The sequence below is a fragment of the Roseibium sp. AWQ4_290 genome (genome assembly GCF_056160985.1).
In genome coordinates this window covers 24,664-42,564 of record NZ_JBSWYG010000010.1, presented here as the reverse complement: position 1 = coordinate 42,564, position 17,901 = coordinate 24,664, and the positions used below count along the sequence as shown (strand labels likewise).

Here is a 17,901-nt window from a genome sequence, read left to right as displayed (position 1 = left end):
GTCAAGGACGTTCAGCCATCCATTTTCCCGAGTGTTTTTTGCTCAGCTTCCTTCACCCGGTAAGGAAGGATACCGCGCTGCGCGGGATCGATGAAGGGCTCCTTGCCGATCGCGGGAAAGGCGCGTTGGTCGCAGTCATCTCTGGGGCAGATCCGGCAGTTGACGCCGATGGGCTCCGGTGAGGCCGTTTCTGTCACCGCCAGCCCGTCGGCATAGACAATCGCATCGGCATATTTCACCTCGCAGCCGAGCCCGAGGGCATAGCGGCGCTCGCCCGTATGGTAATCGGCCTGGTGTTTGGTGATGCTGGTGGCAATCGAGAGATATTCGACCCCGTCGGGCATCTGGGCGACTTGGGCTGTGAATTTTCCTGAATTCTGCTCAAAGGCCTGATGCACGTTCCAGCGCGGGCAGGAGCCGCCGAACCGCGCGAATTGAAAGCGTGTGGCGCTGTGCCGTTTGACGACATTTCCGGCCCGGTCAATCTTGACGAAATAGAACGGCAGTCCCTTTGCACCGGGGCGCTGCAGGGTCGATAGCCGGTGGCAGACGGTCTCGATGCTGGCATCCATGTGGTTGGCGAGAAACTGGATGTCGTGTCGGCATTTTGTGGCTGTGCGCAGGAAGTCGTCATAGGGCAGCAGCAGGGCGCCGGAAAAATAGTTGCGCAGGGCGAGCGTGGCGATGCTGCGCGCGGACCCGCTCCGGAAATTGGCGCGTTTGACTTCTTCGCCGATCAGGTCCCTCACGCACAATTCGGCGATGACGGAGCCGAGCAGGAAGTTCTTGGTGGATTGAGGAATGGCCCGGAAGATCGAGATGGTCCGCGTATAATCCTGGTGCCGGATCAAGGTGTCCGGATCGTCGAGGGTCTGGTCTACGGTGATGTCAAACCGTTTGCGCAGCCAGGCGGTCAGCCGGTCAAACTTGCTCTGGCAAGTGTGCAGGCTGATCTCATAGGAGAGCTTCTCGGCGGCCCGGTCAAGGCTGTCGATATAGTTGTCCGTATAGTGGAAATAGTCACGGACCTCGTCATAGGCGGACTTCTGGACGCCTGTGCCCTGGTCCTCGGCGCCACTCATCTGAACCAGGTCATCTTCCAGCACGTCCCGGTCGTGATAGCCGCGTAAGGCGCCATAAAGATCCATGATCGCCCGCGTGACGGAAGGGGCGCGGGTGACCAGCTCCTGGATTTCCTGCCGGCTGACATCTGCATTGTGAAACTGCGTGTCGGCGAACACCTCTTCCAGATCCTGCACCAGCCGGTCGAGATCGTTCTTCTCAAAGGCGGCCAGATCAATGCCGAAGGTCCGGTTGAGCGTGATCAGCACCGAGGCGGTGACAGGACGGTTGTTGTTTTCGATCTGGTTCACATAGGCGGTGGACAGGCCGATTTTCTTGGCGAAGTCGGTCTGGGACAGGCCGAGATCGGTTCGGATCTGGCGCAAGGTGTGGCCGGAATAGAGCTTCCTGTTCATGGCGGTCCATTGGTAAATTGCTAAAATTTAGCAATATTTAGTACGCTTTTTAACATTTTACAACATGATGCGATTGAGGGAAAGTCGGTCCATAAAAATTGGAAACGCTACAAGTTGGACCCCGAGATGACTGTTCATGTTGCCCTCGACACCAAGGCTGGTTCCCTTGCGCATGCCGCTTCTGCCACCAGCGGTCAGCGGCCGCTAAGTGTCTGTGACCGTCTCACTCAGCGGCAGCTGGAAATCCTGCTGCTTTTGTGTGAGGGCAAGGTGAACAAGCAGATTGCCTATGACCTTGGTGTCTCAACGGCCACCGTAAAGGTTCATATCCGCAATGCGATTACACGTCTCGGCGCGAAAAACCGCATGAATGCCGTTGCCATTGTCGCTGCCAACAGCGCCCTTTTCAGGACCTCGGTCCACCTGGCCGCCTGAAGGGCAACCGCACGTCTGGCCCCAGCGGTCTGGAACAACAATAAAAAACAAAACCCCGGTGTCTCTCTGCCGGGGTTTTGTGTCTTGGAGTGCGCTGCAATCCTGCGGATGTGTGTGCTTCAAAAGACGCCATTTGGCGTGGCCGAATGCCCGGTGTCATAGGTCAGACGGTTCTGGAACGGGTTGTGCCGGCTGATTTCCTTGCCTGTGTCGGAATTGGCGAGCGCGGCGGCGGCGACGAGCCCGCTGGCCAATACAATGCCCAGGAAGATGGCCTGCAAGAGGGGTTTGGCGTCCCGCATTATGGTGCTGCGGTCGTTGTCCTTGCGGTGGGGCGTGGATTTCAGGTCTGCCATTGTCATTCGTCAGCCGTCTCTCTCTCTGGGATCTGGAGCCGGTTCCTGGGGTGCAGCGCCCAGGAAGGGCTCTTAGTTCTTTGTTCCAGGCACTTCTGCAGGCCAGACCGTGGACCGGTTGGCTGAAGTTGCGCGACCGTCTTGAGGTCTTGATGCGCCGGTGCTGCCGGCGTGGACCAGGTCGTTACAAAGACGCAGGCCCAAACTACGGGTCGCTCCGGCCATGGCCAGAAAGGCGACAAGGGGAAGGGCGGCGGCCGACGCTTCGGCCAAAGACATCAGGGTCAAAAGAGCCGCTGCCGCCAGGAACAGCAGCGCCGGGCCGAAGCCTGGCTGAGTTTCGCCAACATGATTGGCCGTCGATGTCCAATGGCGCATGGGGACCTCCATCGTCTTTCCAAAATCCAGACTGATGGAAAATTGAGCCTCCAGGCCGACTGCATTCGGGCATAGCTGCGAAATTTCGTGACAATTTTGAGGCATTTTCGCCAGGCCGGACAGTGCTGCAATACTCAAGACATCAGCGTTTTTGGGCGGTGACAGGCTACCGGTCGTGCTGATTTTCGCCTCAGGTTTTAATCTTTATTTGCTTTTTCGCGGCATGATTTATCTCCGGGAGATCACGTTTCAAACAGGTCGGGCAGGGAATGACAGTCAACACGGCGCAGCGCGCCTTAGCCCAAAAGCCAGCAGACACCGGTGACGCTCCGGAGCCAGCACAAAAGGTTCTGGAACCCTATAAGGGGGACAAGGAAGGTCCGGCCCTCTCTCTGGCCGGGCTGCAGTTTTTTATCGCTGATATCAGCCGCAAGGCCATCTTGTGGCATGAGGTCGGCAGCCAGAGCTTCAGCAGCGAAGTCAAAGACCTTCAGGAAGCCCCTTCCAATGAAGCCCTCCGGCATTTGTCGCCGGAAGACCGGAAGACCATTCTGCGGCTTGTGCAAGGGGCCATACGGGACGGTCAGTCGGGGCCGTTCGACGTGGGCGGCGGGCCGGATCACCGTATCCCCGGCATTCCGATTGTGGCCTACCGCTATGAGCTGCCGGACGGGCGCATTCTGGCCATCTGCTTTCCCTCCATTGGCGAGAGTGATGACAATCCGGGCAAGGTTGTGCTCGGGCTGGCGCCGATCCTGCAACACTTCGTCGCCTCCTCCACCCGGGTTGTGCTTCTGATCGACAATTTCGGCTATGTGCGCTTTGCCAGCGACGGCTTTTTGAAGAGTTTCCAGATCGAGGATGCCCGGCTGATCCTGGGGCGGAACATTGCCCATATCCAGAACCGGGTAGGCCGGACCATCGTCTCCCTGGCTCTGGCCGCTCTGACCCGCCGGGCCAGCGCGACTGGGCGGGGCAAGTTTCTTCTGGCCACCAGTGACAGTCTCGAACTTAACTACGACGCCATGTATTTCCGCGTCGGCGGATCTGTCGGCGGGGTCTTGTTTTCCGCAGGTCATGTGGGCGGTGATGTTGATTTCGCCAAGGTGTTTGAAATCTGCAGTGCGCCCATTCTGGTCATCAATGTCCAGTCGCGCATGATCATCGCAGCCAACAAGGCGGCTATGAAGACCTATCACCTGACCCCGGAAAGCCTGGACGTCCAGCCTGTGACGGAGGTGCTGCTGCATGCGGACAGCTTTCAGTCGCTTCTGGGCGCGGCCAAACAGGCCTCGGATGTGCCCCTGTCGGTTCCGGTCAATATCCTCAATGGCCAGACCAAGAAAAAGCGGTTCAAGTGCAGCCTGATCGACGAGGACAAGGCGGAACCCAAGCTGATCCTGGAAACGCGCAGCTGACAGGCGCTGGCGGCGCTCCACGTGAGTGCCGTGTTTCAAGGTGTTTGGTCCCAGGCTTTTGACGGCGCAGCTTTCTCGCAGGAATTGGGGGCGGACACTCTGGTGCAGGGTCTCCACGGAAGCGCTACGGCGGTAGCCGTCCGGGGCGGGGCCGCCGGGGCCCTGTCAGGTGTGGCTGGGAACATGGGCTGAGGGGCTGAAGGGCTGTGCACCTGCACCGCCCTTTTCTCTTGTTGTGTGCTTGCCTTGCTGGGCTCAGCGGTCGTTCAAGAACCTTTGAATGTCCTCGTTGGCGGATTTCAGACCTTCCATCTCGCGGGTAATGGACTCAATCGAGCGGGCGGAGGTCTCCGTTGAGGTGCTGGCCTCCGTGACCCCTGAAATGGCGCGCGCCACTTCCTGGGCTGCGGCCTGCTGCTCGGTCATGGCGCCCGCCACAGCAACCGCATGTTCATCCAGTTCGGCGATCACCTTCGCAATCGTTTCAATCACAGTTAGCGCTTCATTCGTCTCATGCTGCATGGTCTCGATCTGGCTGCGGATCTGGTCTGTTTCCGACGTGGTCTGCTCGGACAGTTCCTTGACTTCAGCGGCAACGACCGCAAAGCCCCGTCCGGCGTCTCCTGCCCGGGCCGCTTCAATGGTTGCGTTGAGGGCAAGCAGTTTGGTCTGGTCCGCAATGGACTGGATTGTGCCCATGACAGAGCCAATCTGCTCTGACGCCAATTTCAGGGTTTCGATCTGCTTTGATGCATCGTCTGCACGGGAGATTGCCGCCTTGGAGATTTCGGCAGCCTGGTTCATGCGGTCGGAAATTTCCGCGATCGATGCGGTCATTTCTTCGGCGGCAGAGGTTACGGATGTGCTCTGCGACTTGGCCGATTCCGCGATGGAAATCAGTTCTGTCGAGGTCGAGACGAGCCCGTCGGCGATCCCGTTCATGGAGCCGACAACCTCTGTCACCTGTTCTGCGACAGCGATCTGATCGGAGATCACCGACCAGGACAGCATCGGGCCGAGATAGGTGCCGTGCTCGTCCTGAATGCTGGAAATGTCGAGCCGGAGTACTTCCGGTCCGACCCGGATGTTGGCGCGCCAGGGCAGGTTGGCCGGATCGGACAGAAGCTTGCGCTGATGCTCGGGCTTCTTGTGGAAGATGTCGATCGACTGGCCCAAAAGTTCAGAGGCCTTGACAGGCAGGTGTTGCTCCAGGGGCGCAAGCGTGTTGATGCTGGTCTGGTTGACGTAGTTGATTTCAAAGGTCTGCGGGTCGCAGGTCATCACGTTGATCGGCATTTTGTCGATCATCTGCAACAGCCGCTTTTGCTCCTTTTCCGCGCGAACGCGCTCCGTCACGACCGCCCAGACAAGAGCGGCTTTGTAGTATTTTCCCTTGGAGTTGAAGAGCGGGAAGATATTCAGGTCCAGATACTCTTCCCCGAGTGTGATTTGCGTTTCAAAAGGCAGATTTGACGGGTTGGAGAGCAGCTTGCGCTGATGGGACGGCGCCTTGTGGAACCGGTCAATACAGGTGCCGACAATCTTGTCCGGATCAAGATCCAGAACATGGGTGAGGCTCGACAGCATCTTGTGCGAGGCTTCATTCGCATAGTCAATGCAAAACCCGTCGAGCTCGCACGTCATAATAGCAATGGGAAGATTATCAATTATCGACGTGGCGTCGAATGCGCTCCTTCCGAATAGTTTTTCAGTCGAAAACACGCTTGTCATGCAATTCTCTCCCAATTTATGTTTCTTGACGATCCCCTTAAAAATTTAATCGATCCCTAATGAGAATAAGAAAAATTAAAACCATTAAAAAATTTTCTTACACCAAGTAGAAATTGTGGTTTTTCAAATTTTATACATGTTTTTATTTGGGTTGATAATCTTGTCAAGGGTGGACAGGAAGGCCTTGGGGGCGCGCGCCGGTGCTTGCAGACCGGCCCCATCAGGCCGATGTCACTCCGTTGGGGTGGGCATGAAGCGTGTCATGCGTCCCCGAAGGCTCCGGGGATCTCGTTTTGCGTTTCCGGCAGCAAGGGGGTGAACCGGTTGGCGTTGCCGGCAGACGGGCGCCCCTTGCGCCGGATGGCTTCCCGCTCAAAAGCCAGAAACCCGCCAGCGGTTCCATCTGCAGCGAAAAGCGCGGTGATGTCGACCTCGCAATAATAAAGATCGCCGTTTGAGCGCGCATTTTCCAGCACGCCGTGAAAGCGTTTCCGGAGTTTCAGCGCCTGAGTGATGCCTCGGAAGAAGGAGGTGCGCTTGACGCCTTTTTGCAGAATACGCGGCGACTTGCCGATCACGCTGGTCCTGTCGAAGCCGGTCATGTGGGAAAAGGCCGGGTTCACATAGGCAATATAGGGCCCGGGCCGGTCAATCTGCGGGCCGGTGATGACGACTGCGGTTTTCAGGCCTTCTGCCATTCTCACGATCAGATCGAGATTGGGAATGTCTCCAATATCGTAGCCCTTTTGAAAATAAACCATCTGTTAACCTGCTTGCGTGGCTTAGATCGGCCTTTCCTGCACCTCATAAAATTTAAGCGGCAAAAATAAACGCATTCTTAAGAGAATTCGCCCATCTTGCAGCCAAACAGCTCGGAGTTTGATATGTTTCAGGAATTCAACGAAGGCGTTTCGGGTGGGTTCTTCAAGGAAAAGACATCGTCTGGACTTGCAGATCAGTTTCAGCGGTTGGAAAATCACGGAAATTCCGTTTCCGACGCAGCGGTCACCATTCAAGACCTGCTGGACCGGCTCCAGGACAGCGCGTTTCTGAAAGAGTGCAAGACGATGCTGGAAACGCTCGAGCGCAAGTAATACCCAGCACAACTGATCATGCCCCATGTGACCGCGCTTGGATGGTCTGCAGCCAGCAGCAACTGGGCTTGGTAGTAAGTCCGGGCGCGGGGGATCGAAGCGTCAAGGGGCCTGCAAGGGGCCTGTCCGTCCCGGCGTCATTTTACAAACAAGTCTTGTCTTCCAGGGCGCGCGGTTCTACGGTCCGCGCGCTGTTAATTCCGTTTCCCTCTGGAGGATCTTATGGGCTTTCTTGCTGACGCATTGGCGCGTGTTCAACCTTCTGCGACCATCGCCGTCACCAACAAGGCGCGCGAGCTGAAAGCCGCAGGCCGCGACGTGATCGGCCTCGGCGCTGGCGAGCCGGATTTCGACACCCCGGAAAACATCAAGGCCGCTGCCATTGCCGCCATTAATGGCGGCAAGACCAAATACACTGCCGTCGATGGTATTCCGGAGCTGAAAGCGGCAATTGTCGAGAAATTCAAGCGGGAAAATGGCCTCACCTACACCACCAGCCAGATCACCGTCGGGACGGGTGGCAAGCAGGTGCTTTACAATGCTCTGATCGCCACCTTGAATCCGGGCGACGAGGTGATCGTGCCGACACCTTACTGGGTGAGCTATCCGGACATGGTGCTGCTGGCAGGTGGCGAGCCGGTGATCGTGGAAGCGGACAAGTCCACATTTAAAATAACGCCGGAGGCGCTGGAGGCGGCAATCACGCCGCGCACCAAATGGCTGATCTTCAACTCCCCGTCCAACCCGTCCGGAGCCGCTTATACGGAAGCGGAACTGAAGGGCTTGACCGAGGTGCTCGTGAAGCATCCGCATGTGTGGGTCATGACGGATGATATGTATGAGCATCTCGTCTATGACGATTTCAAATTCACGACGCCGGCCCAGATCGAGCCGTCCTTGTATGAGCGCACCCTGACGGTGAATGGTGTGTCCAAGGCCTATGCCATGACCGGCTGGCGGATCGGCTATGCCGGTGGACCGGCCGATCTGATCAAGGCCATGGCAAAGGTACAGTCCCAGTCGACCTCCAACCCGTGTTCGATTGCCCAGTGGGCGGCGCTGGAAGCCCTGTCCGGTCCGCAGGACTTCATCCCTGCAAACAACGAGATCTTCAAGGGGCGCCGGGATCTTGTGGTGTCCATGCTGAACCAGGCCACAGGCCTCAGCTGCCCAGTGCCGGAAGGGGCGTTTTATGTGTTCCCGTCCTGCGCTGGCACCATCGGCAAGACCGCGCCGTCCGGCAAGGTGATCGAAAGCGACGAGGATTTTGTCACCGAGCTTCTGGAGACCGAAGGTGTTGCTGTTGTCCACGGCTCCGCCTTTGGGCTGGGCCCGAATTTCCGGATCTCCTATGCAACCTCGACGGAAGCGCTGGAAGAAGCCTGCACCCGCATTCAGCGGTTCTGTGGCAATCTGAAATAAGCTGCGTTGGCAGCTGAGCTGGAAAAGGGCGGCTTTCGGCCGCCTTTTTTGTTGGCTGACACAGGGCAGGCCCGCGCCGGAGGGGCGAATTCAGGTCCGCCCAGATTTTGACGTGATGGCTTCCCACATGCTGTCTGCTCCGGCCTTGAAACGCCTGACCCTTCACATACGCTCCGGTCCCGGTTGATCCATTGCACCAGGGCGTCTCTCCAGTGCGCCAAGGTTTGAGGAGCCCCAGCAGAATGGAGTGAAGTCAATGCGTTTGAAATGTCTGGTGCTTGCGGTGTCCCTGTGTCTTCTGGCAGTCCCGTCCCAGGCGGCCGCGGTCAATCCAAAGATTGAAATCGGGAAACTCAGCTGCCAGGTGGAAGGAGAGCACAGCTTCCTGGTCGGGTCTTCTGCGGAGCTCAGCTGCAGCTTTGCCCCGGCCGATGGCGGGGTGGCCGAGCCGTATCACGGCAAGATCCGCGACTATGGTCTTGATATCGGCAAGACCAGCAATGCCGAGCTTGTCTGGGGCGTTCTGGCTCCCTCGGCGAACCACAAACCAGGCCTCTTGACGGGAACCTATGGCGGTGTGACGGCGGGGGTGAGCCTTGGCGCGGGCCTCAAGGCCAATGCCCTGTTGGGGGGGCTGGACCGGTCGATTGCCCTCAATCCGTTCAGTCTGGAAAGCCAGACGGGCACCAATCTGACCCTCGGTGTCAGCAAGCTGACGCTGGAAGCCTCCAAGTAACAGCAAGCCCTTTTTTCACACGGGAGGACCGTCTGCCCGCTGGAGCTTCTGCCCGGCGGGCAGCGGGGTTTGTCATCGTTTCCCGGTGCAGGGCGGGGTTTCACAGGCCGCGTCCTGGGCGGCTCGTCTGGCCCGCTCCACACTCTGCCGGTTGAGGTTTTCGGTCCGGTTGAGCCGGTTGATCTGGTCGATCCGCCTTTGAATGGTGAAGTCGGTTTTCTGGCGGGTCAAATTCTGGTTGAGCTGCTGCTGGGCCGAAGGCAGCAGGGAGGAGCCGCTCTCCGGCAAACCGCGCAGTTGGGTGCTTTGTGCCTGTGCGGGCAGGGCGCCAAGGGCAGCGGAGACAAGCATGGCCGGCAGGGCCATGCATCTGGCGGCTTCAGATTGACTGACGGTCGACAGCTTCCTGCTCTGAGGGAATTTTCTTCGACGCAGCTTGGCCATGTCTCAGGTCCTTTGTGATGACAGATCTGCCGTTACGGATAGCTTGGCCAGCTTGCCCGGGAAATGGGGCAGGCGCAAGGAGTCCGGTATTGCTGCACTGCGGCGTAAGATTCCCTTGCTTTTGCCCCTGAAACGGCGCGACGATACCTGGGCGCCCCCGGCCGTCCGGCCCGTTTCAGGCTTGGCGCGTCTGGCCTGTACAGGGCCTGCAAGAAATCGGGGCGAGACGCGGCAGCCCGCGTCCAACGGCCTTGCCGCGTTGTACCGAGGGATTCCTCGTTCACAACGGGAGGCTCATTATGGCACACACTACAAAAGAAAAGGGATCTGCTGCCGGCGCAACGCCGCGCTGCATTGCCCTTGTCGGACCCTTTGGCAGCGGCAAAACCAGCTTGCTGGAGGCCTTGCTGGCCCGAACGGATAATCTGGCCCGGCAGGGGACGGTTGGAGATGGCAATACGGTTGGAGACGCTTCGCCGGAGGCGCGGGCCCATGGCATGAGTGTTGAGGTCAATATCGCCGGGGCGGAGTATTTGGGAGACCGGTTTGTTTTTGCCGATTGCCCCGGTTCGGTGGAATTTTTGAGCGAAATGGACGGTGTGCTTGGCGGCGCTGATCTTGCCGTCGTGGTGGCGGAGGATGATGAGCGCAAGGTGCCAGCCTTGCAGCTGATCCTGAAAGCCCTTGAAGCCCGCGCCATTCCGCGGGTTTTGTTTTTGAACAAGATCGACAAGAGCAACCGCCGGGTGCGCGATGTCTTGAGCTTGCTGCAGCCTGCTTCCGCTGTGCCGCTGGTCTTGCGGCAGATCCCGATCTGGGAGAACGGGCAGGCGACCGGCTTCATCGATCTGGCGCTGGAACGGGCTCATGTCTATCACGAAAAGGAGCCGAGCACGCGGATCGACATGTCCAGCGAAGACCGGACCCGCGAACACGAGGCGCGGTTCACCATGCTTGAGCACCTGGCCGATCACGATGATGATCTGATGGAGGCGCTGCTGGAGGATATCGCCCCCGATCGGGATCTGGTGTTTGCCGATCTGGTCAGGGACATGCGCGACGGATTGATCTGTCCGGTCTTTTTCGGCTCTGCCGAGCATGGCAACGGGGTGGGCCGTCTTCTGAAGGCGCTGCGCCATGAGGCGCCTGGTGTGGATGTGCTCAAACACCGTCTTGCAGAAGCCGGACAGCGTGCGCTGCTTCATGTGGTCAAGACCCTGCACACCCAGCATGGCGGCAAACTCTCCATTGCCCGCATTCTGGAAGGAGAGGTGTCGGATGGGGACAGTCTGTTCCGCAACGGGCGGCAAGAGGTGAAGGTGTCCGGGCTCTTTTCTATTTTGGGGCAGCATGCCAGCAAGATCCCAGCCGCCCGGAAGGGGGATCTGGTGGCCCTCGGGCGGCTGGAGGATGTCATGACCGGAGATGTCTTGAGCCATGAAGAGGGGCCGATACGCTCAAGCCAGCCGCTGGTGCCCCGCCCGCCGGTGCTGGCCGCCGCTGTTGCGGCAGCCCAGCGCAAGGATGAGGTGCGCCTGTCGGCCGCCCTGGCCAAGCTGGAGGAAGAGGATCCGTCCTTGTCGGTCAGCCAGAACCAGACCACGGCTGAAACCCTGCTCCAGGGGCAGGGGGAAATGCATTTGCGGGTTGCCCAGGAGCGGCTTGCGGGAAAATACGGCCTCACGGTTTCTGCAAGCACGCCGCATGTGCCCTATGCGGAGACAATACGCGGGAAAACCAAGGTGCGGGGACGCCACAAGAAACAGTCGGGCGGCCATGGCCAGTTCGGGGATGCGGTTCTTGAGATTACGCCCTTGCCCAGGGGCGAAGGCGTCCAGTTTACCGACACGATCACCGGTGGGGTGGTGCCCAAACAATATATTCCCTCCGTCCGGGACGGGGTACTGGAAGCGCTCCAGCGGGGGGCGCTGGGCTTTCCGGTCGTGGATGTGGCTGTCTGCCTGACGGATGGGTCCTATCATTCGGTGGACAGTTCCGATCAGGCTTTCAAGATGGCTGGTATTCTGGCAATCCGCGAGGGCCTGCCCGACTGCAAACCGGTCCTGCTGGAGCCGATCCACAAGGTGGCCGTGGTCTGCCCGAGCGAGACCACGGCGCGGGTCAATGCCATTGTCTCCGCCCGCCGGGGCCAGCTTCTGGGCTTTGATGCCAGGCCCGGTTGGCCCGGCTGGGACGAGGTGCAGGCGCTGATGCCAGAAGCGGAAATCGGAGACCTGATTGTGGAGCTGAGATCAGCGACCGCCGGGGTTGCCAGCTATACGTCCGAGTTTGATCATATGGCAGAGCTGTCCGGAAAGGCGGCGGAACTGGCGCTGCAGCGCTCCGGCAAACAGGCCGCCTGAGGTGGTTTGTCCTGGACGGTGACGCAAAGAGGGGCTCTTTGGGTCCCTCTTTTGCGTTGCACTCCCTGATTTCAGCCTGCGCAAGTCAAATCCGCTGAAACGTGACTTGCCTCAAGCCCGTTCTGCAAAGGTTTGTTTCATTTGTTGCCAATACTTTGAAGGCGTATCGATCCGGCAAAACGAACAGCCGGTTTCAGTTAAGGGGGCTTATTTGGCAACGTTGAGAATATTCAAAGGTTATCTTTTGGCTTGCGTTGTTGCTGCCTTTTCCCTTTTGATTCCCTGGATTTTTTTATCTAAATCGACTCATCAGCATGAAGTATTAGATATAATATTTTTAGTTTCTTTTATGGTTTTTGTTTTGTGTCTCTGGATTGTAATTTTTACAATTGTCCCCTTCATCTTATTCGTTGTGATTTCTGAGGTTTTATCCATAAGAAGCCTTTGTTTTCATTTGATTTGTGCGTTTTTTATCATGTGTTTTGTCGTTTATATTTTAAGTGATAAAAGAGACTTCGTTTTGAGTTTTGACCTTTTGTTTTTCTCCGTTCCAAGCCTGCTTGGCTGTCTGGTTTTTTGGTATGTATCGGGGCGGTACGCCGGGACCGGCTGGACGCAAGGGGTGCTGCCGCATCAGGACCAGGGTGTGCTGGGTGAGTGGAGGCAAAAGTGACCGTCGTCATAACGTTTTGCTCTTGAGTGCAGGGGGGGTGGGCAAAGGCGTTTCAGCGCCTGTTAGGACAGGCGCTTTTTGCGCGGCATCTGCTTTTCAGGCAAAAAAAATGCCGGGCCCAAGGACCCGGCAGTTTGATTTGATTCACTGAAAACAGTGGAATCACCTTCCAGAGGGGAACAGCTGGTCAGAACATCACTGGGAGGAGGACGTGATGTCCGTGTGACCAACAGTGATGCTTATATGCGGTGCACAAGCTGCATAAACAAGTGGCAGGCGCGCAATTCTGATATGCGTTTTACGCAGAGCTCTCTGCCAGTTCTGCGCGAAATGTCTAAAATCCTTTAAAAACAGTCTATTAGGGAGTTTAATTTCGACATTTTCACCTGAGCTTAATAGACAAGCAGGCTAAAAAAATTTTGGATACCGCCTTCGAAGGCGGGTTTGCTTAACAAAGCGTCTGATTTCACGTTGCTTAGAAATTGGGCCGTTTGGCGGTCTGACGCCGCGGCAACCTCAATAGGTCCACTTTTCCGCGCTGGACAGCAGAAATTCACGGAAGGCCGTCACGCGGGCGGTGTTTTTGAGTTCGGACGGATAGACAAAATAGGTGTCGAACGAAGGCACCTTATCCTCCTGCTCGGTCAGGACGGGCACCGCATTCGTAGTGTGGTCAATAATGTAATCCGGCAGCATGGCGATGCCGACACCGGATTGAACAGCCCTGCGGATCGCAACGATATTGTTGACCTTCAACACGGAGCGCCGGGTCTCGCCGGTGGGTTTTCCGGCAGATTCCAGCCAGTTCATGGAGCGCAGATAGGCAGGGGCCTGCTCCCCGAAGGTGATGATGCGGTGATCATCCAGGTCTTCAATCGATGTTGGCGCCCCGAAGCGCTGCACATATTCCGGCGCGGCGAAGACGTGGAAATGCACGGTAAAGAGTTTACGTTGTATCAGGTCCGGCTGGGTCGGCTGGCGCAGGCGGATGGCCACATCTGCCTGGCGCATGCCTAGATCCAGCTCGTCATCGTCAAACAGGAGGCGCAGGTCAACCTCCGGATAAAGGTCGATAAAATTTTTGATGCGTGAGGTGAGCCAGGTGGAGCCAAGGCCAACAGTTGTGGTCACCCTGAGGACACCGGATGGTTTTTCCTTGCTGTCCGTCAGGCTGGACTGGACGGATTCCAGCTTCATCAGCACGTCGCTTGCGGTCCGGTAGAGCAGTTCGCCCTGTTCGGTCAGCAAAAGCCCCCTGGCATGGCGATGGAACAGGGCTACGCCCAGGTCCTGCTCCAGGGCGCTGACCTGCCTGCTGACGGCTGACTGGCTCATATGCAGGGTATCGCCCGCATGAGTGAAACTGCCGGCCTGCGCCGCCGCATGAAAGATGCGTAGTTTGTCCCAGTCCATGCGAGCCCCTCCGTTCAACCTCAGACGGCCTTATTCGGCCGCCTGTTGTGTGGATGCCGCTTCATGTTCGGCCAGAAACTTTTCCGCTTCAAGTGCGGCCATGCAGCCCATGCCGGCGGCGGTTACCGCCTGGCGGTAAATATCGTCGGTCACGTCCCCGGCGGCAAACACGCCCGGAATGGAGGTTTTGGTCGAATCCGGGGCCGTTTCCAGATAGCCATTGGGTTTCAAAGTCAGCTGATCCTTGAACAGCTCAACAGAAGGGGCATGGCCGATGGCGATGAAGACACCGTCCGTCGCCAGCTCCCGTGTCTCGCCGCTGCTGGTGTGTTTCAACCGCACGCCGGTGACGGCCTTGGGTGTGCCGCCGCCCAGGATCTCATCAATCTGATGGTCCCAGACCACCTCGATTTTCGGGTTCTGGAACAGCCGGTCCTGCAGGATCTTTTCCGCACGCAGGCTGTCGCGCCGGTGCACAAGGGTAACTTTTGAAGCCAGATTGGCGAGATAGAGAGCTTCTTCGACCGCCGTGTTGCCACCTCCGACGACAACGACATCCTTGTTGCGGTAGAAAAAGCCGTCGCAGGTGGCGCAGGCCGACACGCCGGCCCCCATATAGTCCTGTTCGGACGGCAGGCCGAGCCAGCGGGCCTGGGCCCCTGTGGCAATGACCAGCGTATCGGCGGTGTAGGTGGTGCCGCTGTCGGCTTCCAGGCGGAACGGGCGTTGGGAGAGGTCTGCTTTCACGATGGTGTCATAGACCAGATTCGTGCCGACATTTTCTGCCTGCTTCTGCATTTGTTCCATCAGCCATGGGCCCATGACCGGATCGGCAAAGCCCGGATAATTTTCCACATCTGTGGTGATGGTCAGCTGGCCACCGGGCTGGATGCCAGCAACAAGTGTCGGCTGGATCATGGCGCGGGCGGCATAGATGGCGGCGGTATAACCGGCCGGGCCGGAGCCGATGATCAAAAGCTTGCTGTGTTCCGTGCTCATGAGGCCACCTTTTTCCTCGTCTTCTTGTGTCAGCCTGCCCCTTCGGTCCGGGAAGGGTCACGTGGTCGTCTGGTGCTGCCGGAAGGCCGAGAACTCGTCAAGGATGCGCCCGGCAATGATCGGCGTTGCGTCTATCGGCTCGTAGGTAGTTGTTTTTAGCGGTCCTGGGAAGGGGTGTGTCACGCCCAACCGGTCCAAAGCCGACAAAAAACGAGTGATTTTCCTGTGACCGCCACTGGGATGGAACACGTGGACGGGTTTGCCGGTTGCGGTGGCTTCGCTGATCATATTGGTCGAATCGGCGGTCACGACGATGGCATCTGCCTTGGCGAGGTAAGCGCCGAGCGGATTGGGCGTTTGTCCCGTCCAGTATAGATGGCCGCCCGACTTGGCGAGGCTGGACAATCCATAGGCCAGCGGGGCGGGCGTGCGGCGTGAGGCCGTGATCATGAAGCGGGCGTTCTCCTGAGCGGCCACCTGCCGCAGGCCGGTCAACAGGCGTTGCTGATCAGCCTCCAGAAAGGTGTGGTGGTGGCTGTCGCCGCCAATCAGGACCGCAACCCGCGGTGACTTCAGTGCGTCGATCTCCACGGCCGGGGCTGCGCGAAGATCCGCCAGACGCTCTGCGGAAAACCGGTGAGGCGAGGTCGGGGTCACCAGCACATTGCGGCCGCGCAGGCCGTCATGTTCGGGAACCCAGATGAGGTCGGCGGCCTTCGGACCGGTTCTGGGGTCCTTGAGGAAAACCGTGAAGGTGCGTCCACCGGACCGCCGCTTGATCCGTCTCAGATAGCCAGCGGCCCGCCGTCCCGATGCGATGACAATGTCCGGATAAGGGGGGGCAATCGGGCTGCTTGTCCTGCCTTCCCACTCGCGCGGGTCGGTTGGTCCGAAAGGCAGCCACCAGGAAAAGGGCGGGCGTGGAGCAACCGTACGTGTCTCGTAAGGGGCTCCAAGGGCCTCGGCCACACCGGCGCATTGCGCGAGATCGCCGGCCTTGCCATCGGTCAGGACCCAGATGGAGGCGGGGAAGGTCTCCGGCTCAGCTTGCATTTATGGAGAAGTTTCCCTGTCGTGAACTTTCTGAATCGTGCGCGATTTTGTTATAGTCTTGCACAATCGCGTAAAAAATCATAATCCGGCACGCACAGACAGGTTATCGTGGCGCCTTGGCCGGCGGCAAGGGGACGTTCCTCTTGATCCGGCTCTGCCCACAGGCAGCCCCCTTGGAAACAGTCCGAAGGAGACAGGATTGAAAGCGCGGCTCGATGCCATCGATTGGCAAATCCTGAAAGAATTGCAAGGCGACGGACGCATGACCAATGTGGAACTGGCCCGCCGGGTCGGCATTTCCGCGCCGCCCTGTCTTCGCCGGGTGCGGGCGCTGGAAGAGGCAGGCCTTATCCAGGGGTACAGGACGCTGCTGGACGAAAAGCAGCTCGGATATGATGTGACCGCTTTTGCCATGGTGGGGCTGCACAGCCAGACGGAAGCGGATCTGATCGCCTTTGAAGAGGTGGTTACGAACTGGCCGCTGGTGCGTGAAAGCTACATGCTGTCAGGAGAGGTGGATTTTCTGCTGAAATGTGTCTCACCCGATCTGCAGACCTTCCAGAACTTTGTCATCCGCGATCTGACCGCCGCGCCCAATGTGGACAGTGTGCGCACGGCACTGACAATCCGGCGCACCAAGGATGAGCCGGTCGTCCCGATTGAAGGCTGACGCCAGCCGGGTTTGTAAAGGCCGGTTGTCTGCTGCCTGAAGTCACAGATGCCAACGCAAAAGACAAACCGGTTTGAGCGATTTGAACGCAACAGGCAATTTGCGTCAGCTGGCAACGGCCTGCCGGTGGCGCAGGCCTGTGACCTTGCGGTGCAGCCGGGTGGCTAGGGTGATGTCCCTGAGGGCGGTGGCGGCCAGTGTGAACGCGACGCTCAACAGGGCGCATGTGGTCATAATGGCCACGGGCAGCAGCTGGTCGTAGTGATAGGCATCCAGAGCCTGATCCAAAGGCTCCAGCCCTGAATAGAGGCGGCTGCGCACCGTATCGCTATAGGCACCTATGTCCAGGCTGCCGCGTTTGACGTAGCTGAGGCCGTAAATCAGCGCAAACACGGACGCGGCCAGAACCACCAAAAAGCCGAACATTTTCACAACAAAGGCCAGAGCGCTTTCGTGCCGCTGCCGCACAAGACGCCGGAAGATCTGACGCTCGCGCGGGTCCAGCCGGGCAAAAACAATCCAGCGGTAGATCCAGAGCGGAACGGCTGCCGCCAGCAGCCACATGCCAATTGCATGAAAGACCATTGCTTGCCCTCCGACACGTTGAGCCACCAGTTTAGCGGCTGACCGGTGGCGGTCAAAGGAAAAGCTTACCCAGGGTTGTTTTTCGTCCGGCTCTGATCCGTCGAAAGGGCAGCAAAGGTCAGTGAAATCAGGCGAATTTGACTTCGACAATCTCGTAGGACCGGGCCCCGCCGGGGGCGGCCACTTCGACGCTGTCGCCGACGGACTTGCCGATCAGAGCGCGGGCAATCGGAGAGGAAATCGACACTTTGTTTTGCTTCACGTCGGACTCCACGTCGCCGACGATCATGTAGTGTTTTTCCTCTTCCGTATCCTCATCGATGAGGGAGACGGTCGCGCCGAATTTGACAACATCGCCGGTCAGCTTGGTAACGTCGATGACTTCGGCGCGCGACAGCTTGTCCTCCAGTTCCGAAATACGGCCTTCATTCAGGCTCTGGGCTTCTTTAGCCGCATGGTATTCGGCATTTTCCGACAGATCGCCGTGGGCACGGGCTTCAGCAATGGCCTCCACGATGCGCGGACGCTCGACCGCAGTACGTTCCTTCAGTTCATCCTGAAGCATTTTGTACCCGGCAGAGGTCATCGGAACTTTTTCCATGGGTCTCAGACCTTCAGCTTATTGGGTCCCTTGTCAGCCTGTTCGGCCTGTT

Annotated in this window: 19 protein-coding genes; 8 read left to right on the top strand and 11 right to left on the bottom strand. The window is 58.4% G+C overall.

The genetic code is table 11. From position 1 onward, the window contains the following. Positions 1–11: 11 nt before the first annotated feature. Positions 12–1,478, bottom strand: a complete 1,467-nt coding sequence (locus ACXAH0_RS11650; protein WP_475174720.1) for a helix-turn-helix domain-containing protein — start codon at positions 1,476–1,478, stop codon at positions 12–14. A 126-nt stretch (positions 1,479–1,604) separates the two neighbouring features. On the opposite strand from ACXAH0_RS11650, the gene ACXAH0_RS11645 reads away from it, so the two are divergent. Next, positions 1,605–1,913 carry a helix-turn-helix domain-containing protein gene (locus tag ACXAH0_RS11645; protein WP_475174718.1) on the top strand — a complete coding sequence of 103 codons (309 nt, stop codon included), beginning with the start codon at positions 1,605–1,607 and terminating at the stop codon, positions 1,911–1,913. A 119-nt stretch (positions 1,914–2,032) separates the two neighbouring features. Here the strand turns inward: ACXAH0_RS11645 and ACXAH0_RS11640 are convergent, their stop codons facing one another. Continuing rightward, the gene (locus ACXAH0_RS11640) at positions 2,033–2,275 is read right to left on the bottom strand and encodes a hypothetical protein (protein WP_475174715.1); all 243 of its coding nucleotides are present in this window, start codon (positions 2,273–2,275) and stop codon (positions 2,033–2,035) included. A 66-nt stretch (positions 2,276–2,341) separates the two neighbouring features. After that, positions 2,342–2,647 (bottom strand): hypothetical protein, encoded by a 306-nt coding sequence (locus tag ACXAH0_RS11635; protein ID WP_475191389.1) that lies wholly within the window; start codon positions 2,645–2,647, stop codon positions 2,342–2,344. A 269-nt stretch (positions 2,648–2,916) separates the two neighbouring features. On the opposite strand from ACXAH0_RS11635, the gene ACXAH0_RS11630 reads away from it, so the two are divergent. After that, positions 2,917–4,065 carry a hypothetical protein gene (locus tag ACXAH0_RS11630; protein ID WP_475191386.1) on the top strand — a complete coding sequence of 383 codons (1,149 nt, stop codon included), beginning with the start codon at positions 2,917–2,919 and terminating at the stop codon, positions 4,063–4,065. A gap of 255 nt (positions 4,066–4,320) precedes the next feature. Here ACXAH0_RS11630 and ACXAH0_RS11625 read toward each other — a convergent pair whose 3' ends face one another. Further along, positions 4,321–5,652 carry a methyl-accepting chemotaxis protein gene (locus tag ACXAH0_RS11625; RefSeq protein WP_475191382.1) on the bottom strand — a complete coding sequence of 444 codons (1,332 nt, stop codon included), beginning with the start codon at positions 5,650–5,652 and terminating at the stop codon, positions 4,321–4,323. 404 nt (positions 5,653–6,056) lie between these two features. Next, positions 6,057–6,557 (bottom strand): PAS domain-containing protein, encoded by a 501-nt coding sequence (locus ACXAH0_RS11620; protein WP_475191379.1) that lies wholly within the window; start codon positions 6,555–6,557, stop codon positions 6,057–6,059. A 123-nt stretch (positions 6,558–6,680) separates the two neighbouring features. Between ACXAH0_RS11620 and ACXAH0_RS11615 the strand changes: the two genes are divergently transcribed. From ACXAH0_RS11615 to ACXAH0_RS11605, 3 genes are all read left to right on the top strand, one after another. Next, the gene (locus ACXAH0_RS11615; RefSeq protein WP_475191376.1) at positions 6,681–6,890 is read left to right on the top strand and encodes a hypothetical protein; all 210 of its coding nucleotides are present in this window, start codon (positions 6,681–6,683) and stop codon (positions 6,888–6,890) included. A 222-nt stretch (positions 6,891–7,112) separates the two neighbouring features. Beyond that, complete coding sequence (locus tag ACXAH0_RS11610) at positions 7,113–8,312, top strand: pyridoxal phosphate-dependent aminotransferase (protein WP_475174708.1); 1,200 nt, start codon at positions 7,113–7,115, stop codon at positions 8,310–8,312. Between the two features lie 256 nt (positions 8,313–8,568). After that, positions 8,569–9,048 carry a DUF992 domain-containing protein gene (locus tag ACXAH0_RS11605; RefSeq protein WP_475191372.1) on the top strand — a complete coding sequence of 160 codons (480 nt, stop codon included), beginning with the start codon at positions 8,569–8,571 and terminating at the stop codon, positions 9,046–9,048. A 72-nt stretch (positions 9,049–9,120) separates the two neighbouring features. Here ACXAH0_RS11605 and ACXAH0_RS11600 read toward each other — a convergent pair whose 3' ends face one another. Further along, the gene (locus ACXAH0_RS11600; RefSeq protein WP_475191370.1) at positions 9,121–9,414 is read right to left on the bottom strand and encodes a hypothetical protein; all 294 of its coding nucleotides are present in this window, start codon (positions 9,412–9,414) and stop codon (positions 9,121–9,123) included. 377 nt (positions 9,415–9,791) lie between these two features. On the opposite strand from ACXAH0_RS11600, the gene ACXAH0_RS11595 reads away from it, so the two are divergent. Together ACXAH0_RS11595 and ACXAH0_RS11590 are read left to right on the top strand one after the other, a co-directional pair. Next, a complete protein-coding gene (locus ACXAH0_RS11595; protein WP_475191369.1) occupies positions 9,792–11,855 on the top strand; it encodes an elongation factor G in 2,064 nt (687 codons plus the stop codon). A gap of 106 nt (positions 11,856–11,961) precedes the next feature. Next, on the top strand, positions 11,962–12,528 hold the full coding sequence (locus ACXAH0_RS11590) for a hypothetical protein (protein WP_475191366.1): 567 nt from the start codon (positions 11,962–11,964) through the stop codon (positions 12,526–12,528). 516 nt (positions 12,529–13,044) lie between these two features. Here ACXAH0_RS11590 and ACXAH0_RS11585 read toward each other — a convergent pair. Genes ACXAH0_RS11585 through ACXAH0_RS11575 form a run of 3 tightly spaced genes read right to left on the bottom strand, consistent with a single transcriptional unit; the run spans position 13,045 to position 15,993 of the window. Further along, positions 13,045–13,941 (bottom strand): LysR family transcriptional regulator, encoded by an 897-nt coding sequence (locus ACXAH0_RS11585; RefSeq protein ID WP_475174697.1) that lies wholly within the window; start codon positions 13,939–13,941, stop codon positions 13,045–13,047. Positions 13,942–13,971: 30 nt separating this feature from the next. Continuing rightward, the gene (gene trxB, locus ACXAH0_RS11580) at positions 13,972–14,940 is read right to left on the bottom strand and encodes a thioredoxin-disulfide reductase (RefSeq protein ID WP_475174695.1); all 969 of its coding nucleotides are present in this window, start codon (positions 14,938–14,940) and stop codon (positions 13,972–13,974) included. A 57-nt stretch (positions 14,941–14,997) separates the two neighbouring features. Then, entirely contained in the window at positions 14,998–15,993 is a 996-nt protein-coding gene (locus ACXAH0_RS11575) for a mitochondrial fission ELM1 family protein (protein WP_475191363.1), read from the bottom strand. 199 nt (positions 15,994–16,192) lie between these two features. Between ACXAH0_RS11575 and ACXAH0_RS11570 the strand changes: the two genes are divergently transcribed. Next, positions 16,193–16,663, top strand: coding sequence for an Lrp/AsnC family transcriptional regulator (locus ACXAH0_RS11570; RefSeq protein ID WP_475174691.1), 471 nt, complete (start codon positions 16,193–16,195; stop codon positions 16,661–16,663). Positions 16,664–16,768: 105 nt separating this feature from the next. Here the strand turns inward: ACXAH0_RS11570 and ACXAH0_RS11565 are convergent, their stop codons facing one another. Together ACXAH0_RS11565 and greA are read right to left on the bottom strand one after the other, a co-directional pair. Then, positions 16,769–17,248, bottom strand: coding sequence for a hypothetical protein (locus ACXAH0_RS11565; protein ID WP_475191360.1), 480 nt, complete (start codon positions 17,246–17,248; stop codon positions 16,769–16,771). A 127-nt stretch (positions 17,249–17,375) separates the two neighbouring features. Further along, positions 17,376–17,849, bottom strand: coding sequence for a transcription elongation factor GreA (greA, locus tag ACXAH0_RS11560; RefSeq protein ID WP_475174686.1), 474 nt, complete (start codon positions 17,847–17,849; stop codon positions 17,376–17,378). Positions 17,850–17,901: the final 52 nt, after the last annotated feature.